A 23,867-nucleotide genomic window follows, 5' to 3' on the forward strand; every position below is an offset into this window, starting at 1 on the left:
GGGTCGATCGCGGTTCCGGACGACGGGGGTTGGACAGGCGGCTGCTGGCGCTGCTGGCTGCCATGATGCTGCTCGCCGCGGCGTGCACGGGTGCGAGCGAGGCCGGTGACGCCGACGCGCCCGAGGGATCTGCCGGAGGCGGCGCCACCGCGACGGCCGCAGCGGGTGGTGGAGGTGAGGCCGCACCGACCGGCACGTTCGTGCACGCAGCGGACGACGAGCCGCTGTCGCTGGATCCCGCGCAGGTCGAGCCCGGTGAGGGCGGCGAGACCATGGTCCTGCAGGTCTACGAGCGCCTCGTCGAGATCGCCCCCGACGGTCCCGATCTCGTCGCCGGGCTGTCCACCGAGGTGCCGAGTCGCGACAACGGCCTGGTCTCCGAGGACGGCCTGACCTACACCTTTCCGATCCGCGAGGGCGTGACCTTCCACGACGGGACCGAGCTGACCGCCGACGACGTCAAGTATTCATGGGACCGCGTCATCGAGATGGACCTGCCCGAGAGCGCGGCCGACCTGCTCATCGACAACGTCGCCGAGACGTCCGTCACCGACGACGGCGCGTTCCAGGTCACGCTGACGACGCCGAGCGCGTCGTTCCTGCGCTCGGTCGCGACCGCGATGGTTGCGTCGGTGGTCAGCCCTGACGCGGTCGAGGAGAACGGCGGGGTGACCGCCGGCGAGCCCAACGAGTTCATGGCCACCAACATGGTCGGGACCGGCCCGTACCGCTTGATCGCCTGGAACCGAGGTGAGAACCTGCAGTTCGAGATCAACGACGAGTACTGGGGCGAGCCGGCCAACCTCGACCTGCGCATCGAGGTCGTGCCCGACCCCGACGTGCGCGTGCTCGGCCTGCGCGCCGGCGAGTACGACATGATCGAGACCGACCCGTCGTTCGTCGGCGACATCGAGGGCGCGGAAAGCGTGACCATCTACAGCGAGGGGCTGCTGGTCGAGCCGATCCACATCGGGTTCAACCTCAACATCCCCACCGACGAGCTGCCCCCGGAGGACACGATCCCGGCGGACTTCTTCCACGACCCACGGATCCGTCGCGCGTTCAACCACGCCTTCGACTACGACGCGTTCCTTCAAGGTGCGCTCGGCGGGTTCGGCGACTTCAACCCGCACCACATCCCGCAGGGCGTGTTCGGCTACGACCCCGAGGCCCCGGTCTACGACCAGCAGGACACCGCGGAGGCCGAGCGGCTGTTCCGCGAGGCCGGCGTGTGGGACGAGGGCTTCACGATCTCGGTGATCACCGAGGAGGCGAACCTGTTCGAGATCGCCGCGCTGGTGCTCAAGGACTCGCTCGAGGCGCTCAACCCGAACTTCGAGGTGCGCGTGCTGGCCGTCGCCGAAGCGCAGTTCGACGAGGCGCACGCCTCGGACCCCGTGCCCTACGCGATGTGGGTCAAGAACGCCGACCCGTTCGCCGACCCCGACGCCTACATGCAGGCGTATGAGCATCCCGACGGTGAGTGGGGCGAGATCCACGGGTTCCGGCAGGGCTACCAGAACCCCGACCAGATCGCCAGCCTCATCGACGAGGCCGCCGTCGAGCTCGACGAGGAGCGGCGCGCCGAGCTGTACAGCGAGCTGCAGAACCTGCTCTACGACGACCCGATGTGGCTGATCGCCGCGCAGGAGGGCATCGCCAACGCGCACCGCGACAGCGTGGAGGGCTTCGTGCTCAACACGCTGTGGCCGCGACCGAACGTCAAGTTCGCGCTGTTCGACAAGTCGTGACCAGGCAGGCTGGAAGGACCGGGATGCGGTGGAGGAGGTGAGCCGGCCCGTCCCAGCCACGGGCCGCTGACGCGTGCAGATCCGAGACTACGTGCTGCGACGCCTGCTGATCCTGCCCCTGCTGGTCGTGGGCACGTCGCTCATCGTCTTCTCGCTGACGCGGATCGGCGGCTCACCGATAGGCATCTATCTGTCCCACGAGATGGACGCCGAGGAGGTCGCCCAGCTCGAGGAGCGCTTCCACCTCGACGATCCGCTGCCGGTGCAGTACGTCTACTGGGCCTCGGGCGTGCTGCGCGGGGACCTGGGTTGGTCGGGGGTCGCCGCCGCCCCGGTCACCCAGGTCTTCCCGGCGAAGCTGACCGCCTCGATGGAGCTCGCGATCGCGTCGGCGATCGTGGCGGTCGTCCTCGGGCTCGCGCTCGGCACGTACGCCGGAGCCAGACGCAACCGCCTGCCCGACCACGTCACGCGGATCTTCGCGATCAGCGGCGCGAGCATGCCGCTGTTCTGGTTCGCGATCCTGCTGCTCATCGTGTTCTGGGTGAACCTGGGTTGGTTCCCGGTGGGACGCTCCAACGCCGAGATCTTCCACAGCATCCCGCACCCCACCGGTATGTACACGGTCGACGCGCTGCTGGCGCTCGACCCGACGGCGCTGCGGGACGCGCTGTGGCACCTGGCGCTGCCCGCCATCACGCTGGGATACGGCGCCACCGCGATCATCGCTCGGATGATGCGGTCGTCGCTGGTCGAGGAGCTGCAGGAGGACTACGTCGACGCGGCGCGCGCCAAGGGCCTGCCAGAGCGGCTCGTGCTCAGGCGCCACGCCCGCCGCAACGCGCTGATCCCGACCGTGACCGTCATCGGCCTGACGTTCGGCTTCCTGCTGCAGGGTGCCGTCGTCGCCGAGATCATCTTCCAGTGGCCGGGTCTGGGCCGCTGGATGGCCGATGCGGTTCTGCGTGGCGACCAGGCCACGATCATGGCCTACGTGATGTTCACCAGCGTGCTGTTCCTGGTCGTCAACCTCGCCGTCGACGTCGTGTACGCCTACCTCGACCGTCGCGTCGTGCTCGGGGAGTAGCGATGGCGGACATCCCGCGCCGTGTTCCGGTGGCCGCGCCGCTCGCCGAGTCGGCGTGGCGGGTGCGGGCCCGCCGCTGGCGTGAGCTGCTCACCGCGACGCTCTCCAACCCCACGACCGTCGTCGGCCTGGTGCTGATCATCGGGATGCTCGCGGTCGCCGTGCTCGCACCGGTGCTGACCGAGCCCAACACGCCCGACCCGTACCAGATGCCGCGTGACTGGGGTGCGCTCAACGAGCCGCCCGGCTCGCCGGGACACCTGCTGGGCACGACGAACACCGGCGGCGACGTGCTGTACGGCATCATCTGGGGCGCACGCACGTCGCTGCGGCTGTCGCTGATCGTCGTGTCGATCGCCGTGGTGGTCGGCGTGGCGATCGGCAGCCTCGCCGGGTTCGCCGGCGGGCGCATCGACGAGATCCTGATGCGCGTCGTCGACGTGTTCCTGTCGATCCCCGAACTGATCTTCGCGCTGGCGATCGCGGCGGTGCTCGGACCGTCGTTCCGCAACATCATCCTCGCGCTGGCCGTCGTGTTCTGGGTGAAGTACGCGCGGATCATGCGGGCGCAGATCATCCACATCAAGGAGAACGACTACGTCGACGCCGCGCGTGTCATCGGCGACGCCGGCTGGCGGATCTATGCGACCGACGTGCTGCCGAACTCGATCACGCCCGCCATCGTGCAGGCGACGCTGGACATGGGCCACATCGTGCTGGTCGGCGCCACGCTGTCGTTCATCGGCCTCGCCGAGGCCGGCCTCGCAGAGTGGGGTGTGCTGGTGTCCGAAGGCCAGGCGGGCATCTCCGCCGGCCGCTGGTGGGCGTCGACCTTCCCGGGGCTGATGGTCTTCCTGTGGGCGCTCGCGTTCAACTTGGTCGGCGACGGCCTGCGCGACGTGCTGGACCCGCGCACCGAGAGCGCGCGGTGACGGTGCCGCGACAGGCGACGACGTCACCGCAGGCGCCGGCGTCGGACGTCATCGCGACCGTGACCGACCTGAGGGTGCACTTCCGAGCCAAGGCCGGCACGGTGCACGCGGTCGACGGGGTCAGCTTCGACATCCGCGACGGCGAGACCCTCGGGCTGGTGGGCGAGACGGGCTGCGGCAAGAGTGTGACCGCCCGGTCGTTCCTGCGCCTCGTGCCGATGCCGCCCGGCATCGCCGCCGGTGGCTCGATCACGTTCGGCCCCGAGGGCGTCGACCTGACCACCGCCGACGGTCGGACCATGCGCCGCATCCGCGGCGACCGCATCGCCATGATCTTCCAGGACCCCGCCAAGGCCCTGAACCCGGCGCTGACGGTCCGCAACCAGATCGCCGAGGTCTTCAGCGAGCACAGGGTCGCCGACGTGCTGGCACGCGCCGGCGTCGACCCAGCGGCCGCCGGCGGCTGGCTGCTGCGCCGACGGGCCGCCCGCCGGACGCGCGTGCCGGAGCGGATCGCGCTGGCGCTCCCACCGCTGCGGTCCCGGTCCGCAGCCATCGAGCGCGCGCTCGACGACATGATCGCCGACGCGCTGGCCGAGACCCAGATCGCCAACCCACGCAAGGTCATGGACCGCTATCCCCACGAGCTGTCGGGCGGCATGCGCCAGCGTGTGATGATCTCGCAGGCGCTGGCCTGCAACCCCGCGCTGCTGATCGCGGACGAGCCCACGACGGCGCTGGACGTGACGGTGCAGGCCCGGATCATCGAGCTCGTCCGCGACCTGCAGCAGCGCCACGACACCGCGGTGCTCTACATCAGCCACGACCTGTCGCTGGTGCGCAGGGTCTGCGACCGGGTCGCGGTCATGTACGCGGGACGGATCGTCGAGATCGGGCCGACCGAGCAGGTGCTCGCGGAGCCGCTGCACCCCTACACGCGCGGCCTGCTGGCGGCCGTGCCGTCGGCGACCCACCGCCGTGGCGAGCTCGTCGCGATCGAGGGCACCGTGCCCGAGCTGATCGACCCGCCGCCGTCGTGCCGCTTCGCGGGCCGCTGCCCCCACGCCGCGCCGGCGTGCGAGCGCGTCGACCCGGTCCTCGCCCCCGTCGCCGACGGCCACGAGGTCGCGTGCTTCCTGCACCGCCCGCCCGACGATGCCGACGCCGACCTGCCCAGCGCGGACTGGGTCGTCCGGTGACGGCGCGCGTGGATCGGAGGAGGGTGTGACCACGGTGACCGAACGGTCCGGCGGCGCCGCCGTCGCGCCCCGGGGCGACATCGTCGTCGGCGTCCGTGACCTCCGCCGGTACTTCCCGATCCGCGAGGGAGCGCTGCAGCGCGTCGTCGGGCACGTCAAGGCCGTCGACGGCGTCAGTTTCGACCTGCGACGTGGGCAGACACTGGGGCTGGTGGGGGAGAGCGGCTGCGGCAAGACGACGCTCGGCCGCTGCGTCTCCGGGCTGTCCACGCCCACTGGCGGCGGCGTCTACTTCGACCTGACGGCCGACCAGGCGGCGCAGCTCGACCGGCTGCATGCCGTGCCGGAGGGCGGCGAACGGACCGACGCCCAGCGCGCCGAGCTCCAGGCGCTGGGGGCGGCGCACCGCGTCGACCTGCTCAAGCGACAGGCGTGGCGCCGGTTCCGGCGCAACACCCAGGTCGTGTTCCAGGATTCCTTCTCCTCGCTGAACCCGCGCCAGCTGGTCAAGGACATCGTCGGTCGGCCCCTGCGGGTGCACCGCGAGGCGTCGGGCTCGGCGCTGCGCGAGCGGGTCGTGGAGCTGCTCGACCAGGTCGGCCTGGGGCGCCAGCACCTCAACCGTTACCCCCACCAGTTCTCCGGCGGCCAGCGGCAGCGCATATCGATCGCCCGGGCCCTGGCGCTCGACCCCGAGCTGGTGGTCCTCGACGAGCCGACCAGCGCGCTCGACGTGTCGGTGCAGGCGCAGATCCTGAACCTGCTGCACCACCTGCAGCAGGAGCGCGGCCTGACGTACCTGTTCATCACCCACGACCTGTCTGTCGTGCGCCACGTGGCCGACCGGATCGTGGTCATGTACCTGGGCCGGGTGGCCGAGGCGGGACCAACCGAGCAGCTCTTCGCGTCGCCCGCGCACCCGTACACCCGCGCCCTCCTGCAGGCGAGCCCGGATCTGTTCGACGACAGCACCGGCTTCCGCGGGCTGGAGGGCACGGTGCCGGACCCCGCGCGGCCGCCGGCGGGGTGCCGGTTCCACACCAGGTGCCCGCTGGTGACCGCCGACTGCGGGTGGGAGGTCGACGACGTCGTCCGCTGGCTCGAGGAGGAGCCGGGCATGTTCGACGAGCTCGCCGGGGTCGAGCGGAGGTCCACCTTCGACGCGGCGCTGAGGTTCGGGTCCGACGAAGCGGCACGGCGGCTGACGGCAGCACTGCGGTCCGACGCGGTGCCGAAGGCCATGCGCGACGCGCTCGAGCGGACCGACGCCACCGGCACCCGCGTCGACGTGGCGTTCCGCCCGGTCGGCGATGTCGAGCTGACCCCCCGTGGCACGGACCACCACGCCGCCTGCGTCCTTGACGACCTCGCCGCACCCTGACCAACTCCTTCGGAGCGTGCGCTACGTGACCGCCCACCAATCTGGGGACGTCGTGCCGCGTATGCGTTGGGGGACGTCCCCACGTGACCGGCTCGCCGTGGTTTGGGGACGTGGTGCCGCGTATGCGTTGGGGGGCGTCCCCAACGGAGTGGCTCTGGGGTCGCGGGAGGCGGTCGACATCTGATACAACCGTTTGCATGCATGGTGGAGAGTCGCACGGGTTCCGTCAGCTCGCGCGCCACGATCTGGACGGGCACGGCGACGGCATGCAGGTCATGCGGGCCGGCGACGCGTTGTACGTCGGGCACTTCGGGCCGTCGAGCATGGGCACCAGCGTGCTGGATGCCTCCGATCCGAAGGATCTGCGGCTGGTCCGCCAGTGGCGGGCACCCGAGGGCGCGCACACCCACAAGGTGCAGGTGGCCGACGGGCTCCTGCTGGTCAACGAGGAGGCGTTCCGTGGTGGGCGGCCGGCGCGCGCAGGCATGACGATCTACGACCTCACCGACCCGTTTGCACCGGCCGAGATCGGGTTCTGGGACTCGACGGGTAGGGGCGTGCACCGCATCGTGTACGAGGGCGGCGACCTGGCCCACGTCTCGGCGACCCCTGACGGCTTCAGCGAGCGCATCTGGGTCGTGGTCGACGTCTCGGACCCCACCGCGCCCGTGGAGCGTGCGCGCTGGTGGTGGCCGGGCATGGGCCCGGGCGAAGGCCGTGACTGGCCCGACGACGAGAGCCGCTCGGTGCACCACGCACTGATCGACGGTGACCGGGCCTACGTGGGCCTGTGGGACTCCGGGATGGCGGTGCTCGACATCACCGACCTCGACGACATCCGCATCGTCTCGCGGCTGTCGTGGGACGTCGGCGGCAACACGCATACCGCGATGCCGCTGCCGGGTCGGGACCTCGTGGTGGTCACCGACGAGGCGACCAGCGACGGCTGTGACGACGACCCGCGGATGGTCCGCGTGGTCGACGTGGCCGACGAGACCGCACCGGTGGCGCGTGCCGTCTGTCCGGTGCCCGAGGGCGACTTCTGCGAACGCGGGCTGCGCTTCGGCGCGCACTGCACCCACGAGAACCGGCCGGGCAGCTATCGCAGCTCGGAGGTCGTGGTCGTCACCTACTTCAACGCGGGGCTGCGTGTCTACGACCTGGCCGAGCCTGACGCGCCGCGCGAGATCGGGCACTGGATCCCGGACTGCCCGGCGGGGCAGCAGGCCGTGCAGATCAACGATGTGTGGGTGGGCGAGGACCTGCTGACCTACGTCACCGACCGCGTCCACGGCGGGGTGTACGTGCTGGAGCCGACCGACGACCTGGCGGCGTCCCTCGACGGGGCACGGCTACGGGAGGGCACCTGATGGCCACGCTCGGCTTCGCGCCTTCGGAGGACCCGTTCGTCGTCGAGCACGGCGGCTTCTACCGTCGCTGGCTGTCGATGATCGACGACCTCGACGAGCTGCAGGCGACCGTCGCTCGGCTCGACGGGACCACCGAGGACCGCTGGGTGCCGGTGTGGCGTGAGGTCGGACAGCGCCACGAGGCCGAGGGCGACCGCCTGACCGACGAGGGGCGGTCCGACGACGCCCGCCGCGCCTACCTGCAGGCCAAGACCTACTACGCAATCGGGCGCTTCCCGGGCGAGATCACCCCGGTCAAGCGCGCCGTCAGCGACGACTGCGCCCGCGCCTACTGCAAGGCCAGCGGCTTCCTCGACCCGCCGCTCGAGGTCGTCGACGTCAGGCACCAGGGGCGGCCGATCACCTGCCACCTCCGCGTGCCCCACCACGCGTCGCCCGAGCACCCGGTCGCAGCCCTGCTGATCATGTGCGGCGCCGACGTGTTCAAGGAGGACCGGGGCTGGGCCTCGGAGTACGCGCTGGACCACGGCATGGCGTCGCTGGTCATGGACGGGCCGGGCACCGGCCAGAACCCGTTCCCGTGGGCACCCGAGTCGGTGTCGGCGTGGATCGCGGCGCTCGACCACCTGGCGGCGCGTCCTGAGGTAGACGCGTCCCGCATCGGCGCGTTCGGCATCAGCCGCGGTGGCTACTCGGTGCTGCAGCTCGCAGGGACGGTGCCGGACAGGGTGCGGGCCGTCGTCGCGAGCGCCGGCCACCCGTTCGGGTACCGCATGGACGACGACGAGCTCGAGCGCTTCGTGGAGGTCCGCAACCAGCGGTCGGCGTGGCGGTTCGGCGAACCCGACGGGCCACCGTCGTTCGAAGCGACGTCGGTCCAGCAGGAGCGCGAGGACTTCAGCCGGTGGGCGCTGTCGGAGCTCGGTCTGGTCGACCGCATCACGCAGCCGGTGCTGATGATCAACGGTAAGCAGGACCACCTGGCGCCCATCGGCAACATCTACTTCATGCTCGAGAGCGGTCCACCCACGGGACGCCAGGCCCGCGTCTACTCCGACGCGGGGCACTGCGCGTTCAAGCACTTCGCCGAGTGGGCGCCGGCGTCGTTCGCGTGGCTGGCCGGTCACCTGGCCTGACGCGCCGCGTGCGCCGGACGCCTGCGCTGGGCCCGGACGTCCACCGGCACAGGACGGATGCGCCGGACGCGGAACAGCACGTCCTCACGATCCCGTAACGGTCGGGTTGTGCTTCGTGGTCGCCGACTTCGCCAGGGTGTTCTACGTGCTCGACGGGGCGGGAGGCCTGAACCTGAGCGCGACCGGGCGCGTGCTCGTCGCGTGGTGCGGGTTCGCGTGGGTGCCGGCGCTCATCCTCATGACAGTGTTCCTGCCGCGCGTGTTCCATCGGGTCGGCCGCCGGGATGGCGCTGGTGGCTGGCCGGAGCGCTCGGCGTGGCAGCGCTGGGCATGTGGCTCGTCGCCGTGGGGATCGATGCGGTGACCAGGCCGGCGGATGAGATCCTCTACGGCCGATCGTGGATCGTCCTGCTCGCCCTGCTGATCGCGGGGGGTGGTGGGTGCCATGTCGTCCGTCGTGTTCCGCTACCACTGGGCGGGCGACGTCGAGCGGCGGCAGCTGCGGTGGGTGTCGTTCGCGTTCGCCGTGGTCTGTCTGGTGGTCGGCAGCTCCCTCACGTCACCGGCGCAGGTGGTGTTCAGCTCGGCCACGGGGCAGGCCCTGCTCGTCGGCCTCATGGGCCTGATCGGTGTCGATCGGGATCGCGATCACCCGGTACCGGCTGTACGAGATCGACCGCATCATCAGCCGGACTGCGTCGTACGTGTTGCTGACGGGTGTCCTGGCCGCCGTGTACGTCGTCGTCGTGGTCGCGCTCCAGCACTTCCTGGCGCCGGTCACGGGCCGGTCCGAGCTGGCGGTCGCTGGGGCGACGCTGACCGTGGCCGTGGCGTTCGGTCCCGCCCGCGCCCGCCTGCAGTCGGCGGTTGACCGGCGGTTCAACCGCGCCCGGTACGACGCGCAGCACACGGTCGATGCACTGCGCCTGCGGCTGCGGAACGAGGTGACCCTGGACCACGTGGCTGCCGTGCTCGTCGACGCGGTGCGCACGACGGTGCATCCCGCGGCGGTGTCGCTGTGGCTCAACCGCGCCACGGCTGCGCGGAACACGATGTCGGTTCGACCCGCACGGGACGACGACACCGGGCTGTGACCGCTGCCGGCCATGGAGTGGGTCGCCACGTGCGAGACTTCACGGGCCTGGTTCCGCGAGCTTGGTCGTCTCGCTGGCGCTCGACCTCAACGGCCCAGGGACGGCTCCGCCGGACAGAGGACTTCCCGCATGGGCGAGGTGAGCGGTGAGGACGTCGCGCGGTACCGGCGCGACGGGGCGATCTGCGTGCGTGGCGTGTTCGACGGCGACCAGATCACGGTCGTGCGTCGGATCGTCGATGCCGTGCTGGCCGACCCCGGCCCGCATGGCCAGACCGCGAGCCGGCCGGGCGAGCCGGCGTTCTTCGAGGACTTCTGCAACTGGCAGCGACACCCCGACCTGCGCGATGTGATCGATCGCGCGGGGCTGCCGGCGCTGTGCGGCCGGCTGATGGGGTCCGACGAGGTGCGCCTGTACCACGACCACGTGCTGGTCAAGGAGCCGGGCGCGCGCCAGGCGACGCCGTGGCACCAGGACCAGCCGTTCTACAACGTCGCCGGTCGGCAGAACATCAGCGCGTGGATCCCCGTCGACCCGGTGACCCGGACCACGACGTTGGAGTTCGTCGCCGGCTCGCACGACGGCACCTGGTACCTGCCGACCACGTTCCTGGACCGGCAGGCCCAGTGGTTCCCGGAGGGCAGCCTGGCGCCCGTGCCCGACGTCGACCCCGCTACCGACCGGGTGCTGGGCTGGGCTCTGGAGCCGGGCGACGTGGTGCTGTTCCACATGCTCACCCTGCACGCCGCCGCGGGCAATGACATGCGCCACCCTCGCCGCGCGCTCTCGCTGCGGTTCCTGGGTGACGACGCGACGCACGCGCCGCGCCCATGGACCACGTCGCCGCCCTTTCACGGCCTCGACGAGGAGCTGCGGGCGGGGGCGCCGATGGATCACCCGCTGTTCCCGTTGCTGTGGACGGGGCGCCGGTAGTCCACCGCGTAGGCCGGCGCGTCGACGCCGGCGGGCGTGTGCTCGTCGGCGACGGGCGGCCCGATCGTCGTCGCGACCGGCAGCACGCCCGCCCACGAGCCGGCGTTGAGGTCGATCTCGTCGTCGACGGGTGGTCCGGTCCGCAGCTTCACCGATGCCTCCGACAGGTCGACCGCGACGATCGCCGTGGCCGCGGCCTCCTTGCGGTTGGGGTGGCGGACGTCGACCCACCGCCCCGGCACCAGGTGGTCGACGATCACCTCGAACGCGTGCCGGCGCTCGTCAGCACCGGTCACCGGGCGGGCCGTACCGAGCACGACGGCCGAGCGATAGTTCATCGAGTGGTGCATCACCGAGCGTGCGAGCACCAGGCCGTCGAGCAGGGTGACCGTGACGCACACCGGCGCGCCGGTGGCGAGGTGGCGCATCATGCGGCTGCCGGTCGCGCCGTGGAGGTACAGCACGTCGCCGTCGCGACCATAGGCGGTCGGGATGACCACGGGGCTGCCGGCGTCGACGAAACCGACATGGCAGACCAACCCCTCGTCGAGCACCTCGTACAGCGTCGCCGGGTCGTGTGCGGCACGCTGCGGGCTGCGGCGCACCCGAGTCCGCTGGGTCTGAGACAGCCCGACCATCGTGATCCCATCTGTTATAGTACAGATGAATGACTGTACGTGAACAGTATAGGATCACCGGTCACACACGCCAGGAGATCGTGGCTACCGTCGAGACCGGTGTGGAGTCGGGAGCGCTCGCGGCCGGCCTGGTGCTGCCCTCGGTGCGGACCCTCGCCGGCGATCTGGGGGTCAGCCCGGCGACGGTCGCCGCGGCGTACCGCGATCTGCGTGGTCGTGGCATCGTGACCAGCCGGCCCCGCAGCGGCGTGCAGGTTGCCCACCGCCCACCGCTGGAGGCCCCCTTGGTGCCGTCGGTGCCCGACGGCGTGGTCGATCTCGCGACGGGCAATCCCGATCCGATGCTGCTGCCGCCGCTGCCCGCGATCGCGCCACCCGACCGACCGCGGCTGTACGGCGAGCCACCGGACCTGCCGGCGCTGCTCGATGCCGTCGGCGACGACCTCGAGGCCGACGGGGTGCGGACCGGCCACCTCGTGGTCACGAGCGGGGCGCTCGACGGCATCGACCGCCTGCTCGATGTGCACGTGCGCCGCGGCGACCGGGTCGCGGTCGAGGATCCGTGCTGGACGGGCACGCGCGACCTGCTGCGGCTGCGGGGGCTGGAGGCCGTCCCCGTCGCGGTCGACGACCGCGGCATGACGCCCGAGGCGCTGGAGGCGGCGCTGCGCGACGGTGTCGCGGCCATGTTGCTCACACCTCGCGCGCACAACCCGGCCGGTGCTGCACTGGACCCCGAGCGGGCAACGGCGTTGCGCGACCTGCTCGTCGACGCACCGGAGGTGGTGGTCATCGAGGACGACCACTCCGCCGTCGTCAGCGGTGCGGCTTACCACACGCTGTCGTCAGGCCGGCCGCGCTGGGCGGTGATGCGGTCGATGGCCAAGGCGCTGGGCCCCGACCTTCGCGTCGCTGTGATGGCGGGGGATCGCCAAACCGTCGCGCGGGTCGCGGGCCGCCTGCGACTCGGCCCGGGGTGGGTCAGCACCATCCTCCAGCGGCTCGCCGCGACGATGCTCACCGACCCGGACGTGGTGGCCCTGCTTGCCGACGCGGCGCGGACCTACACGCGGCGTCGCGCCGCGCTGCTCGACGCCCTGCGCGACGTCGGGGTGGACGCCATGGGTCGGTCCGGGTTCAACGTCTGGGTGCCGGTGCCGCAGGAGGCACCACTGGTGGCCGGGATGGAACGCGCCGGCTGGGCGGTGCGCGCGGGCGAGCCGTTCCGGCTGGACGCCGGGCCGGGCCTGCGGATCACGAGCGCATCGCTGGATCCGCGTGACGCGGCACGGGTCGCCGGCGACCTGGCGGCACTTCTGCATGGCCCCGAGCGCACGCGCCTGGGATGACGACCACCGACGTCGCCCTGTCGCGGCCGATAGCCGAGACGTTAGCCTACAAAGGTTGGGCACCCGGGTGACCGGTGAGCCCACCAGACGCAAGGCGGAGCCATCAAGAGGACACCGACGTTGCAGGAGGTCGCCGAGGCCGCCCAGGTGCACGTCTCGACGGTGTCTCGCGCGTTGGATCCGGCGAAGGCGTCGCTCGTCAGCGAGGCGACGCGCACACGCGTGGTGCAGGTCGCCGAGGAGCTCGGCTACCGCCCGCACCTCATCGCGAGCCAGCTGCGCCGCGGTCAGACCCAGACGGTCGGGGTGGTGGTGCCCGACCTCGGCAACCCGCTGTACGCGCCGTTCGTGCGCGGTGTCGCGCACGCGCTCGACGAGCACGGCTACCTCCCCCTCGTCGCCGACACCCAGGATGACCACGACCGATTCCGACGGACGCTGCGCCACCTGTGGAGCCGCCGCGTCGACGCGGTCATCACGACGGCGGCCCGCATCTCCGACCGCGAGGCCGTGTGCGAGCTCGCCGACCAGGGCCTGCCGATCGTGCTCGCGGTCCGCACGCTGCCGGGCAGCGGCCTGCCGACCGTCGACCACGATGACACCGAAGGCGGGCGATTGGCGGCGCAGCACCTGATCGAGCTCGGCCACCGGCGCGTGCTGCAGCTGAAGGGCCCACCGGACGTCACGCCGTTCCTGCACCGTGGGCACGGGTTCTCGACCGCGGTGGCGGCGGCCCGGTGCGAGGAGGTCGAGCCACCGGTCACGGCGACCCACCCGACGGTCGGCGAGGGTCGGCGGCTGATGCGGGCCGTGCTGGCCCTCCCCGGACCGCTGCCCACCGGCATGTTCGCCCAGAACGACCTGCTCGCGCTCGGCGCGCTGGAGGTGCTGCGCGACCGCGGCCTGTGGTGTCCCGACGACGTGTCGATGGTCGGCTACAACGACAACTTCTACGCGGCGCACGCGCGGCCGGCGATGACCGCGATCCGGCTTCCCGGCTATGACATCGGTCAGCTCGCCGGGGCGATGGCCATGGAGCACATCCGTGCGCCCAGCGGCGCGGAGACGTCGGTGTCGACTGCGCCCGTCCTGCTGGTCCGGGAGTCCGCGGGACCGCCGCCCGAACGTTGACGCGGACGGCCCGCTGGCCTAGGCTGCGGACAGGGAGCAATCGATTGCAGAGGTACTGGGATGTCGGAGTTCGCACAGACAGACATCGCTGCCCCGGGGGTCATGGCGGTCGACTGGGAGGAGCGGGTCAACTTCGATCGACTCCGCTCCTACCGCCTGGAACGGGCCCGGGAGGCGCTGGACAACTCGGACCTCGGGGCGGTCCTGTGCTTCGAGACGTCCAACATCCGGTATCTGACCGGGACGCACATCGGCTACTGGGCATGGAACAAGGCGGAGCGCTACTCGCTGCTGACCCGCACTGGTGAACCGTGGATCTGGGACTTCGGATCCGCCGCCAAGGCGCACCGCCTGCAGTGCCCCTGGCTCGACCCCGAGCACAGCCGCGGCGGCAACACGGGCCTGCAGGGTGCGATCGCGCCGAGGTCGGGCCTGCCGGAGCGCGCCGCACGCGAGATCAAGCAGGTGCTCGTCGACGAGGGTGTCGCCGACGAGGCGCTGGGGGTCGACATCGTCGAGATGCCGATCCTCGCGGCCCTCCAGGACCAGGGGATCACGGTCCGCGACGGCCAGCAGACCATGCTGGCGGCAAGGCAGATCAAGAGCCCGGACGAGATCCTGCTGCTCAGCCAGGCGTGCGCGATGGTCGACGGCGTCTACCAGGACATCTACGAGGCGCTCAAGCCGGGCCTGCGCGAGAGCGACATCGTGGCGCTGGCCACCAAGCGCCTGATCGAGATGGGGTCCGAGCACGTCGAGGCGATCAACTCGATCGCCGGCGAGCGCTGCAGCCCGCACCCGCACGTCTACTCCGACCGGCTGATCCGCCCCGGCGACCAGGCCTACTTCGACATCATCCATGTCTTCAACGGCTATCGGACCTGCTACTACCGCACGTTCGCCGTGGGGCGGGCGACGTCGGCCCACCACGACGCCTACCGGAAGGCGCGCGAATGGATCGACGCCGCGATCGAGCTGGTCAAGCCCGGCGTCACCACCGACGAGATCGCGAGGGCCTGGCCCGAGGCACCCGAGTTCGGGTTCCCCGACGAGATGGAGGCGTTCGGCCTGCAGTTCGGCCACGGCGTGGGCGTCGGCCTCCACGAGCCGCCAATCATCAGCCGGCTCAACTCGCTGGACCACCCGATCGAGCTACAGGAGGGCATGGTCTTCGCGCTCGAGACCTTCTGCCCGGCCACCGACGGCCATTCGGCCGCGCGGATCGAGGAGGAGGTCGTCTGCACCGCCGACGGGGCCAAGCTGCTGACGCTGTTCCCCGCCGAGGAGCTCGTGATCACCAACAGGTACTGAGCACGCCAGGACAGGACCTGCGCCGACGGCTCCCCGCCCCCGAGGGAGCCGCGCGGCGCGGCGGATGCAGCGGTCGAGCGGAGCGAGACGATGACGTTCACGGACACGACACCACCCCAGGAACGGATGATCACCGAGGTCGGACAGCGCCCCGACAAGACGATGCGTCTGGCCTTGTACCGGCTGATGGTGCGGATGCGCGCCTTCGAGGAACGCGCGTACAAGCTGTTCATGCGCGGGCTGGTCAAGGGCACCTCGCACCTGGGCATCGGCATGGAGGCCATCGCGGCCGGTGCCGCCATCGCCATGCGGGCGGACGACTGGACGTTCTGCACCTACCGCGGGCACAACCACACGCTCGCGCGCGGCGCCTCGATGGCCGCGCTGCTCGGCGAGCTGATGGGCCGCAGCAACGGTATCTGCGGCGGCAAAGGCGGGTCGATGCACCTGACCAGTGTCGAGCACGGCGCGATGGGGTCCTACGCGATCGTAGGCGCCCACCTGCCGATCGCGGCGGGCGCGGCGTGGTCCGCGCAGGTGCGCGGCAGCGGCCAGGTGGCGGTGTGCTTCTTCGGTGACGGGGCGACCAACATCGGTGCGTTTCACGAGGCCCTGAACCTCGCGGTGGTCTGGCAGCTGCCGGTGGTCTTCGTCTGCGAGAACAACCTGTACATGGAGTACACGCCGATCGGGTCGGTCACAGCTGTGCCGCACCCGGCAGCGGACCGCGCCGCCGCGTACGGCCTGGACTCGATCCTGCTCGACGGCAACAACGTCGAGGTGACCTACGAGCACGTTGGCAAGGCCCTCACCAGGGCCCGTGAGGGTGGCGGGCCGACCCTGATCGAGGCCGAGACCTACCGCCACGGAGGGCACTCGCGCGCTGACCCGGGCAAGTACCGGCCGCAGGAGGAGGTCGACTCGTGGCTGTCGCGGGACCCGATCCCCGCCTACCGGGAGCTGCTGATCTCCGACGGGGTCGACGCGTGGACGCTTGACAACATCGACGCCGACGCGGCGAGCGAGGTCGACGATGCGACAGAGCAGGCCCAGGCGGCGCCGCCGCCGGACCCGTCGGTGATCACCACGGACGTGTGGGCGGATGGAGGGTCGGCATGGCGGAACTGAGCTACCGCGACGCGGTCGCGTACGGCCTGGCGCAGGAGATGCGCCGCGACGACCGCGTGTACCTCATCGGCGAGGACATCGCCGACGCCGGCGGCGTGTTCAAGACGACGCCGGGGCTGGTCGAGGAGTTCGGTGACCGACGCGTGCGCGACACTCCGATCTCCGAGGAGGCGATCACCGGCGCGGTGATGGGAGCCGCCATGACCGGCCTGCGGCCGGTTGCCGAGATCATGTTCTCGGACTTCTTCGCCACCTGCTGGGACATCGTCGCGAACCAGATCGCCAAGACCCGCTACATGACGGCAGGGCAGGTCACCCTGCCCCTGGTCGTCAAGACCGCCAACGGCGGGGGTCTGCGGTTCGGGGCCCAGCACTCCCAGAGCATCGAGAACTGGGCGATGATGATCCCCGGCCTGAAGGTGGTCGCGCCGTCGACGCCGGTGGACGTGGTCGGGCTGCTGGCGGCGTCCATCCGCGATGACGACCCGGTGATCTTCTTCGAACACAAGGGCCTGTACGCGTCGAAGGGGGAGATCCCCGACGGCGAGATCGTCGACGAGCTGGGCGCGGCCAAGGTGCTGCGCGAGGGCACCGACGTGACCATCGTCGCGCTGGCCGCGATGGTCCCGCGCGCGGTCGAGGCGGCCGACCGGCTTGCCGGCGAGGGCATCAGCGCCGAGGTCGTCGATGTGCGCAGCCTGGTCCCGCTCGACACCCAGACGCTCTGCGGGTCGGTGTCGAAGACCAGCAAGCTGGTCACCGTCGAGGAGAACCCGCGGCTGTGTGGCTGGGGTGCCGAGCTTGTGTCGATCGTCGTCGGGGAGTGCTTCTGGAACCTCGACGGGCCACCGACGCGGGTCACGACACCGCACGTCCCGTTGCCCAGCGCGGACGACCTCGAGGACCAGACCATCCCCACCGTGGACCGCATCGTCGAGGCGACGCGGAAGGTCATGTGATGACTGCGCTTCCGCTGCCGGTCCCCACCGAGCTGCGGATCGGCGGGGAGCTGACCACGGCGCCGTCGGGCGGCAATCGGATCATTGCGATCCGCCAGCCGTCGGGGTCGCTGTGTTGGTGACGCCGTGGAACTTCCCGGCCGCGATGGCCACCCGCAAGATCGACCCCGCGCTCGAGGCGGGCTGCACGGTGGTGCTCAGGCCCGCGTCGGACACGCCGCGGATGGCGCTGGCGGTCGGTGACCTGCTCACCGAGGCGGGTGTTCCCCCGGGTGTGGTCAACGTGGTGCCGGCGCGGCGCTCGGGTCCGGTGGTCAATACGATGCTTGCGCACCCCGCGACGCGCAAGCTGTCGTTCACCGGCTCCACGGAGGTCGGGCGGATCCTGCTGAAGCAGGCGGCGTCGCGCGTCCTGGACTGCTCGATGGAGCTGGGAGGCAACGCGCCGTTCCTGGCCTTCGCCGACGCCGACCTCGTCGCCGCCGTCGAAGGTGCGCTGGTCGCCAGGATGCGCAACGCCGGGGAGTCGTGCATCGCCGCGAACCGCTTCCTGGTCGAAGCGCCCGTCGCCGACGACTTCTCCGTCCGGTTCGCCCGGCGCATGGCCGCGCTGCTCGTCGACCCGGGCATCGACCTCCACAGCGACGTGGGGCCGATGGTCAACGAGGGCGCGCGCGACGACATCGCCCCGCTGGTCGACACCGCGGTCGGCGGCGGTGCGGCGGTGCGCGCCCGCGCCGAGGTGCCCGACCGCCGCGGCTGGTTCTATGCGCCGACCATGCTGGCCGACGGCGCGCCCGACAGCGACATCCTGGATCACGAGTTCTTCGGCCCAGTCGTCCCGGTCGTGGCGTTCGACGACGAGGACGGGGCCGTCGTAGCGGCCAACGCCACCGAGGACGGCCTGGCCACCTGTCTGTACACCGGCGACCTCGCCCGTGGCCTGCGGGTGTCCGAGGCGCTTGAGACCGGCATGGTCGGGCTCGACCGCGGGTTCATCTCTGACCGTGCAGCGCCGTTCGGCGGCGTCAAGCAGGAACCGCAGCGAGAGCGCGCGGCGGGGGTGACGCATGTCAGTGCCCGCGGCGGCGTAGGCCGCGAGGGCGGCCACGACGGCCTGCTGCAGTTCCTGGAGACCAAGTACATCGCGGCGGACTCGTGAGGCACGAGGTCTGCGCCCAGCGCCGCTCCCTGCCGCCGAACGCCCCCTCACGGCGGCAGGGGGCGTGCGCACCCCGTGAGCTCCGACGACCACCGAAGGCCACGCGACCCGCGACCACGATGATCGCCGCCGTCGCGTGAGCGGGGTGGCGCTCGGCGCGGTCGCCGGCATCGGCTTCGGGCTGTTCCAGGTCGTCAACCGACGGGTCAACGCCGTCGCCGACATCTACCTGGCGACATTCGGGCTGATGGCCGTCAGCACTGCTGTGCTCGTGGCGATCTCGGCGCTGACCGAGGACCCGGGCCAACTGCGCGGTGCGCCGCCGCTCGCGCTGGCGCTGTTCGCGTCGGCGGGGTTCGTGCACTTCTTCCTGGGGTGGACATTCCTCGGGCTCAGCCAGCAGCGGCTCGGGGCGGCCCGGACCGGGGCGCTGCTGGGATCGGTCCCGCTGGTCGGTGCGGTGCTCGCCGTGGTCGCCCTCGGCGAGCCGTTGACGCTGAGCACCCTCGTCGCGCTGCTCGTCGTGGTCGCCGGCGTCGTCGCGATCTCGCTGCGGCCACGCGGGGCGCCGGGCGGCCCCACCGCGGTCTCCCTGCCGGGGCTCGTGTTCGCCTTGGCGACGGCCCTGTGCTGGTCGATCTCGCCGCTGCTGATCCGCGTCGGGCTCGACCGCTTCGCCTCGCCGATCCTCGGCGTGACGGTCGGGATCGCCACGACCACGCTCGCCTACGGGGGGGTGGTGGCCGTCGTACGGCGGCGCAGGCACGGTCCACAGGAGCGTCCGCCACTGGCGCTGATGACCCTGGCCGGCACCCTGGTCGCGCTGTCGATCTGGTGGCAGTGGACGGCGTTCCAGCTCGCGCCGATCGCCGTGGTGCTCGCCGTCCTGCAGCTGTCGGCGCCGGTCGTCGCGATCGTCTCGCCGCTGGTGTCACGCGACCCGCTGGAGCGAGGGGGCGTGCTGCTGTGGGTCGGGCTGGTGTGCGTGCTCTCCGGCGCATTGACGTTCCTGCTCGGCGGCTGAGCGGACGGGGATCGTGCCTTCCGGGGAGCCGTGCGCCGATGACGGGCGCACGCCTCCCCGGAGCGCGCGGCGGCGCGTCTGCGGGGAGCCGCTGCGCGGATGGTGGGCGTTCGCCTCGCCGGAGCGCGCGGCGGCGCGTCGGTGGCGAGCCGCTGATGGTGGGCGTTCGCCTCGCCGGAGCGCGCGGCGGCGCCTCTGTGGGGAGTCAGCGCCCTCCTTGTGGTGGGTTGACCCCCCAGGGTGTGGCCTGCGCGGCGGGACAGGGGTCGGCACGGCCATTGGGACTGGACCTGTTCAGTGACACTGCACTACTCTGCTGCCGAGGATGCATTGAGGGGCGCAGCCCCGGAGGAGAGCCGACCATGGGTGACCGGATCGTGGTGCGCGACGGGTTCGTCATGACGATGGACCCTGACCTTGGAGATCTGCCGAGGGCCGATGTGCTGATCGAGGACGGGGCGATCGCCGCCGTCGGCCCCGACCTCGGCGCCGAGGAGGCCGAGGTCATCGAGGCCACCGGCTGCATCGTCATGCCCGGCTTCATCGACAGCCACCGCCACACCTGGGAGGCAGCGATCCGGGGCTGCGCGCCCGACGCGACGCTCGACGACTACTTCGGCGCGGTGCTCGACTCGTTCGCACCCCACTACCGCGCTGAGGATGTCTACAACAGCAACCTGGCGGGGTCGCTGGAGTGCCTCAACGCCGGCATCACGACGCTGGTCGACTGGTCGCACATCAACAACACGCCCGAGCACCCGGACGCGGCCATCGCTGCCCTCAAGGAGACGGGCATCCGTGCGCAATACGCCTACGGCAGTGCGAACACGTCGATGAACGACTACTGGAACGGCAGCACGATCGCGGTACCTGCCGACGATGTCCGCCGCATCCGCGACACATACTTCTCCTCTGATGACGGCCTGCTGACAATGGCCCTGGCGACCCGAGGCCCCACCTTCTGCGTCGACGACGTCGTCCGCGCAGAGTGGCACCTGGCGCGGGAACTGAACCTTCCGGTCACTGTGCACGTCGCGATGGCGAGCGCCGGTCGGTTCGGGATGGTCAAGCACCTCGCGCAACTGGACCTGCTGTACGAGGGCACGACGTACATCCACTCGTGCTACCTGAGCGAGGAGGAGTGGAGGATGGTCGCCGACAGCGGCGGCACGGTCTCGATTGCGCCGCAGGTCGAGATGACGATGGGTCACGGGTGGCCGCCCACCGGCACGTGCTATCAGCACGGGCTCCGACCGGGCCTGTCCGTCGACGTGGTCACGACCACTCCGGGGGACCTCTTCACGCAGATGCGCGCCGCGTTCGCCGGTGAGCGGGTGCAGGTCAACGCGGTGGCGTGGAAGGACGCCGTGCCGATCCCCGAGTCGACGGTCACGGCCCGCAACATGGTCGAGATGGCCACGATCAACGGCGCACACGTGGCGCAGGTCGAGGACCGCACCGGTTCGCTGACCGTCGGCAAGCAGGCCGACGTCGTCGTGATCGATGGCACCGCCATCAACACGACGCCACTGTTCGACCCGTACGCGACGGTGGCGCTGTGCGCCGACGTGTCGAACGTCCGTGACGTCATCATCGGCGGTGTGGTCCGCAAGCGCGACGGTGCGCTCGTCGGCGACGTGGACACGGCCCGCCGCAAGGTCAACGAGTCCCGTGACTACCTGGTCAGCCGTGTCCCACGGCAGCCCACGTGGACCGCTGTCGAACGCTGATCGGCAGGCCTCGATGACGCGCAACCATCTGGTCGTCGGTCCGGCCGATGCCGACTACGTCGTCCCCGCCGAGCTCGCGGGGCACTGCTCGGGGTTCCGGCGCTGGGCGGCGATCGACGAGCACAGCCCGTCGGTGCACATGCGGTTCTCGGTGTGCGAGCTCGAGCCCGGCGGGCAGGTCGACTGGCACGTCCGCTCGTTCGAGGAGAGCTTCTACATCGTCGACGGCCAGGTCGTGTGCGACACCGACGAGGGCGGGTTCCTGCTCGAGCCGGGCGACTACGGCGTCGTCGGCGTCGGCGCGCCACACGCGTGGCGCAACGTCGGCGACGCACCAGCGCGGTGGGCCGAGATGTCCGCCCCGCAGCCTCGGGCGGACAGGCGCCACACGTTCGTGGTGCCCGACAGGGAACGCGCAACCCCGCTGCGCCCCGACGTCCGTGATCCGCGCACACGCTCGATCGGCCACGTGTCGCCAGAGAACATGGAGGTCGACAAGCAGACCCAGGAGCACCTGGCCGTCACGGCGAGCATGCGCACGGCGCTGCTGGTCTACAGCGGCATCACGGTCAAGATGATGGTGGACTCCGACCTCGGCGCCGATCTGTCGACGATGTTCATGGTGCAGTACGTACCCCGCGGGTTCACAGGGCCCCACGACCACCCCCTCGAGGAGGCCTACATGATCCTCGAGGGCGAGGTCGACGCCGAGTTCGACGGCGAGCCGTACCGCATGACGGTGGGCGACATCGCGGTCGCCGGCGTGGGCTGTCCCCACGCGTTCTCGAACCCCGGCGACGGCCCGGTGCGTTGGCTCGAGACCCAGGCTCCGCAACCGCCGGGGCGCCACTCGTACCGGTTCGCCCGTGACTGGACGTACCTGACCGAGGCGCTCGGCGGTGGCGCAGACGGATGAGGAACGGACGATGACCGACGCAGCAGTGGTCGTGATCGGCGGCAGCTCCGGGCTGGGCATGGAGGTTGCGCGGCACTACGCAGACGCGGGGCGGCGGGTCGTCGTGACGAGCCGCGACGCGGATCGCGCCAACGACGCCGCGACCGCGGTGGGGGGCGAGACGACGGGGATCGTGCTTGATCTGGTCGAGACGGACCGGATCGGCGAGCGCCTCGCGGAGATCGGACCGGTGGCGCTTCTGGTGATGAGCGCGATCGACCGCGACGAGAACACCGTGCGCAGTTTCGACGTCGCACGCGCGACCCACCTCACGACGCTGAAGCTGGTCGGGTACGCCGAGGTCATCCACGCCCTGGTGGACCGCCTGGATCACGACAGCTCCATCGTGCTGTTCGGCGGGCTTGCCAAGAGCCGGCCCTACCCGGGGTCGACGACGGTCACGACCGTCAACGGTGGCATCACGACCATGGTCCACACGCTCGCGGTCGAGCTGGCGCCGATCCGGGTCAACGCTCTGCATCCCGCGATCGTGGGCGACAGCCCCTACTGGAAGGACAAGCCCGCCGCGGTGCTCGAGGGCTTCCGCTCACGCACCCCGCTCGGTCGCCTGGTCACCATGGCCGACGTCGTGCACGCCACGGTCTTTCTGCTCGAGAACCGGTCCATGACCGGGGCCAACGTCAACATCGACGGCGGCTGGCTGCTGATGTAGGCCCGCGCCGTCGGGCGTCTCGTCGTTCCGGCCGAGGATGAACCAGACGGCCTGCGCCGGTTCGGTCCCGGGGTTTGACAAGCGGTGGACGGTCGTCGACGCGAAGGCGATCGAGTCGCCTACGCACAGGTCGGTGACCTCGTCGCCGACCTCGACGCGCAGTGTGCCGCTGACGACGTAGCCCCACTCCCGGCCCTTGTGTCGGTGCTGGGTGCCCTCGGGCACCGAGGCGCTGCCGGGTGCGTACACCAGTTGGAGGAAATCGACGCCGGCCTCGGACGCGCCGGTCAGGCGCTCCCACAGGACGCCCGGCGCCAGCTCGACCGACGCGCGGGCGCCGGCGCGCTGGACGCAGACGTTGTGCGTCCCCATGCCGGGCGGCTCGGCCGGGCCGGTGAGCTGGGCGCCGAACAGCAGCTCGTCGACCGACAGGCCCAGCTCGACCGCCAGCGCGTACAGCGTGTTGACCGACGGCCGGACCTTGGCCGTTTCGATCTGGGAGATGAGACTCGGCGAGACCCCGATGCGCGCGGCCAAGGTGCGCACCGTCATCTGCCTGGTCACACGCGCATGCCGCAGCCCCTCGCTGACGTCGGTCCAGACCGCGGCCAGGGCGGCATCGACGTCGGGGGAGTCAGCCATCGGTTGGTCGCCGTTCCTCGTGCTGCACCACCGTCGGGAGCAGTGACGTTCCGGCCAACGGTAGCGCAACACCCGGCGTGACCGTCCCGTCCCAGCCCACGACTGCAGCGGTCGTGGGCTACGGTCGGACGGACGCTGAGGTCGGGGAGGGGACACGTGCCGACCCTACGCGCAGCCGATGGCCGGTGCTCGTGTCGCTGTGCTCATCGTCGCGTGCACCGACACCGAAGACACGCCTCAGCTCACCGTGAGTCGCCGTCGCCACGAGCGTCGCGGCCGCGT

The 23,867-nt window shown here is 71.1% G+C and carries 22 protein-coding genes and 2 pseudogenes; 22 read left to right on the forward strand and 2 right to left on the reverse strand.

What is annotated here, in order from left to right; translation table 11 throughout:
* Positions 1-29: 29 nt before the first annotated feature.
* The 10 genes from VK923_04765 to VK923_04810 all read left to right on the forward strand — a co-directional run bounded on the left by VK923_04765 (position 30) and on the right by VK923_04810 (position 10,883).
* Positions 30-1,751 (forward strand): ABC transporter substrate-binding protein, encoded by a 1,722-nt coding sequence (locus VK923_04765; GenBank protein ID HSJ43980.1) that lies wholly within the window; start codon positions 30-32, stop codon positions 1,749-1,751.
* A 73-nt stretch (positions 1,752-1,824) separates the two neighbouring features.
* Positions 1,825-2,838, forward strand: a complete 1,014-nt coding sequence (locus VK923_04770) for an ABC transporter permease (GenBank protein ID HSJ43981.1) — start codon at positions 1,825-1,827, stop codon at positions 2,836-2,838.
* Positions 2,839-2,840: 2 nt separating this feature from the next.
* Positions 2,841-3,770 (forward strand): ABC transporter permease, encoded by a 930-nt coding sequence (locus VK923_04775; GenBank protein ID HSJ43982.1) that lies wholly within the window; start codon positions 2,841-2,843, stop codon positions 3,768-3,770.
* Positions 3,767-4,969, forward strand: a complete 1,203-nt coding sequence (locus VK923_04780) for an ABC transporter ATP-binding protein (GenBank protein ID HSJ43983.1) — start codon at positions 3,767-3,769, stop codon at positions 4,967-4,969. Before VK923_04775 ends, VK923_04780 begins: the two co-directional genes overlap by 4 nt.
* A gap of 25 nt (positions 4,970-4,994) precedes the next feature.
* The gene (locus VK923_04785; protein HSJ43984.1) at positions 4,995-6,350 is read left to right on the forward strand and encodes an oligopeptide/dipeptide ABC transporter ATP-binding protein; all 1,356 of its coding nucleotides are present in this window, start codon (positions 4,995-4,997) and stop codon (positions 6,348-6,350) included.
* A gap of 197 nt (positions 6,351-6,547) precedes the next feature.
* The gene (locus VK923_04790; protein HSJ43985.1) at positions 6,548-7,720 is read left to right on the forward strand and encodes a hypothetical protein; all 1,173 of its coding nucleotides are present in this window, start codon (positions 6,548-6,550) and stop codon (positions 7,718-7,720) included.
* Positions 7,720-8,856: an alpha/beta fold hydrolase gene (locus tag VK923_04795; protein HSJ43986.1), complete on the forward strand. Its 1,137-nt coding sequence runs from the start codon at positions 7,720-7,722 to the stop codon at positions 8,854-8,856. The genes VK923_04790 and VK923_04795 overlap by 1 nt, the downstream gene beginning before the upstream one ends.
* Positions 8,857-8,971: 115 nt before the next feature.
* Positions 8,972-9,220, forward strand: coding sequence for a hypothetical protein (locus tag VK923_04800; protein HSJ43987.1), 249 nt, complete (start codon positions 8,972-8,974; stop codon positions 9,218-9,220).
* A gap of 265 nt (positions 9,221-9,485) precedes the next feature.
* Positions 9,486-9,950, forward strand: coding sequence for a hypothetical protein (locus VK923_04805; protein ID HSJ43988.1), 465 nt, complete (start codon positions 9,486-9,488; stop codon positions 9,948-9,950).
* A gap of 129 nt (positions 9,951-10,079) precedes the next feature.
* Positions 10,080-10,883: a phytanoyl-CoA dioxygenase family protein gene (locus tag VK923_04810; protein ID HSJ43989.1), complete on the forward strand. Its 804-nt coding sequence runs from the start codon at positions 10,080-10,082 to the stop codon at positions 10,881-10,883.
* Here the strand turns inward: VK923_04810 and VK923_04815 are convergent.
* Positions 10,844-11,521 carry a pyridoxamine 5'-phosphate oxidase family protein gene (locus tag VK923_04815; GenBank protein ID HSJ43990.1) on the reverse strand — a complete coding sequence of 226 codons (678 nt, stop codon included), beginning with the start codon at positions 11,519-11,521 and terminating at the stop codon, positions 10,844-10,846. The genes VK923_04810 and VK923_04815 overlap by 40 nt on opposite strands.
* A 29-nt stretch (positions 11,522-11,550) precedes the next feature.
* Between VK923_04815 and VK923_04820 the strand changes: the two are divergent.
* The 12 genes and pseudogenes from VK923_04820 to VK923_04875 all read left to right on the forward strand — a co-directional run bounded on the left by VK923_04820 (position 11,551) and on the right by VK923_04875 (position 22,943).
* A pseudogene (locus VK923_04820) lies at positions 11,551-11,766 on the forward strand (GntR family transcriptional regulator).
* A gap of 96 nt (positions 11,767-11,862) precedes the next feature.
* Positions 11,863-12,870 carry an aminotransferase class I/II-fold pyridoxal phosphate-dependent enzyme gene (locus VK923_04825; protein ID HSJ43991.1) on the forward strand — a complete coding sequence of 336 codons (1,008 nt, stop codon included), beginning with the start codon at positions 11,863-11,865 and terminating at the stop codon, positions 12,868-12,870.
* Positions 12,871-12,990: 120 nt separating this feature from the next.
* Positions 12,991-14,001, forward strand: a complete 1,011-nt coding sequence (locus tag VK923_04830) for a LacI family DNA-binding transcriptional regulator (protein ID HSJ43992.1) — start codon at positions 12,991-12,993, stop codon at positions 13,999-14,001.
* A gap of 60 nt (positions 14,002-14,061) precedes the next feature.
* Positions 14,062-15,312: a Xaa-Pro peptidase family protein gene (locus tag VK923_04835; protein HSJ43993.1), complete on the forward strand. Its 1,251-nt coding sequence runs from the start codon at positions 14,062-14,064 to the stop codon at positions 15,310-15,312.
* 90 nt (positions 15,313-15,402) lie between these two features.
* Positions 15,403-16,440: a thiamine pyrophosphate-dependent dehydrogenase E1 component subunit alpha gene (locus VK923_04840; protein ID HSJ43994.1), complete on the forward strand. Its 1,038-nt coding sequence runs from the start codon at positions 15,403-15,405 to the stop codon at positions 16,438-16,440.
* Positions 16,428-17,399, forward strand: coding sequence for an alpha-ketoacid dehydrogenase subunit beta (locus VK923_04845; GenBank protein HSJ43995.1), 972 nt, complete (start codon positions 16,428-16,430; stop codon positions 17,397-17,399). Before VK923_04840 ends, VK923_04845 begins: the two co-directional genes overlap by 13 nt.
* Positions 17,399-17,521, forward strand: coding sequence for a hypothetical protein (locus VK923_04850; protein ID HSJ43996.1), 123 nt, complete (start codon positions 17,399-17,401; stop codon positions 17,519-17,521). Before VK923_04845 ends, VK923_04850 begins: the two co-directional genes overlap by 1 nt.
* Complete coding sequence (locus tag VK923_04855; GenBank protein HSJ43997.1) at positions 17,518-18,561, forward strand: aldehyde dehydrogenase family protein; 1,044 nt, start codon at positions 17,518-17,520, stop codon at positions 18,559-18,561. Before VK923_04850 ends, VK923_04855 begins: the two co-directional genes overlap by 4 nt.
* Positions 18,562-18,697: 136 nt before the next feature.
* The gene (locus VK923_04860; GenBank protein HSJ43998.1) at positions 18,698-19,585 is read left to right on the forward strand and encodes a DMT family transporter; all 888 of its coding nucleotides are present in this window, start codon (positions 18,698-18,700) and stop codon (positions 19,583-19,585) included.
* 362 nt (positions 19,586-19,947) lie between these two features.
* Positions 19,948-21,315: an amidohydrolase family protein gene (locus tag VK923_04865; protein ID HSJ43999.1), complete on the forward strand. Its 1,368-nt coding sequence runs from the start codon at positions 19,948-19,950 to the stop codon at positions 21,313-21,315.
* Positions 21,316-21,328: 13 nt separating this feature from the next.
* Positions 21,329-22,231, forward strand: a complete 903-nt coding sequence (locus VK923_04870) for a cupin domain-containing protein (protein HSJ44000.1) — start codon at positions 21,329-21,331, stop codon at positions 22,229-22,231.
* 10 nt (positions 22,232-22,241) lie between these two features.
* The gene (locus tag VK923_04875) at positions 22,242-22,943 is read left to right on the forward strand and encodes an SDR family oxidoreductase (protein ID HSJ44001.1); all 702 of its coding nucleotides are present in this window, start codon (positions 22,242-22,244) and stop codon (positions 22,941-22,943) included.
* Between the two features lie 51 nt (positions 22,944-22,994).
* Here VK923_04875 and VK923_04880 read toward each other — a convergent pair.
* Positions 22,995-23,585 (reverse strand): annotated as a pseudogene (locus VK923_04880) (XRE family transcriptional regulator).
* Positions 23,586-23,867: the final 282 nt, after the last annotated feature.

This window comes from Euzebyales bacterium, from assembly GCA_035461305.1.
Taxonomy (GTDB): domain Bacteria; phylum Actinomycetota; class Nitriliruptoria; order Euzebyales; family JAHELV01; genus JAHELV01.

Coding starts and splice junctions, on each gene's coding strand:
- VK923_04775 (HSJ43982.1), top strand. CDS start 2,841: ATGGCGGACATCCCGCGCCGTGTTCCGGTGGCCGCGCCGCTCGCCGAG.
- VK923_04790 (HSJ43985.1), top strand. CDS start 6,548: ATGCATGGTGGAGAGTCGCACGGGTTCCGTCAGCTCGCGCGCCACGAT.
- VK923_04795 (HSJ43986.1), top strand. CDS start 7,720: ATGGCCACGCTCGGCTTCGCGCCTTCGGAGGACCCGTTCGTCGTCGAG.
- VK923_04810 (HSJ43989.1), top strand. CDS start 10,080: ATGGGCGAGGTGAGCGGTGAGGACGTCGCGCGGTACCGGCGCGACGGG.
- VK923_04815 (HSJ43990.1), bottom strand. CDS start 11,521: ATGGTCGGGCTGTCTCAGACCCAGCGGACTCGGGTGCGCCGCAGCCCG.
- VK923_04825 (HSJ43991.1), top strand. CDS start 11,863: ATGCTGCTGCCGCCGCTGCCCGCGATCGCGCCACCCGACCGACCGCGG.
- VK923_04835 (HSJ43993.1), top strand. CDS start 14,062: ATGTCGGAGTTCGCACAGACAGACATCGCTGCCCCGGGGGTCATGGCG.
- VK923_04840 (HSJ43994.1), top strand. CDS start 15,403: ATGACGTTCACGGACACGACACCACCCCAGGAACGGATGATCACCGAG.
- VK923_04845 (HSJ43995.1), top strand. CDS start 16,428: ATGGCGGAACTGAGCTACCGCGACGCGGTCGCGTACGGCCTGGCGCAG.
- VK923_04850 (HSJ43996.1), top strand. CDS start 17,399: ATGACTGCGCTTCCGCTGCCGGTCCCCACCGAGCTGCGGATCGGCGGG.
- VK923_04865 (HSJ43999.1), top strand. CDS start 19,948: ATGGGTGACCGGATCGTGGTGCGCGACGGGTTCGTCATGACGATGGAC.
- VK923_04870 (HSJ44000.1), top strand. CDS start 21,329: ATGACGCGCAACCATCTGGTCGTCGGTCCGGCCGATGCCGACTACGTC.
- VK923_04875 (HSJ44001.1), top strand. CDS start 22,242: ATGACCGACGCAGCAGTGGTCGTGATCGGCGGCAGCTCCGGGCTGGGC.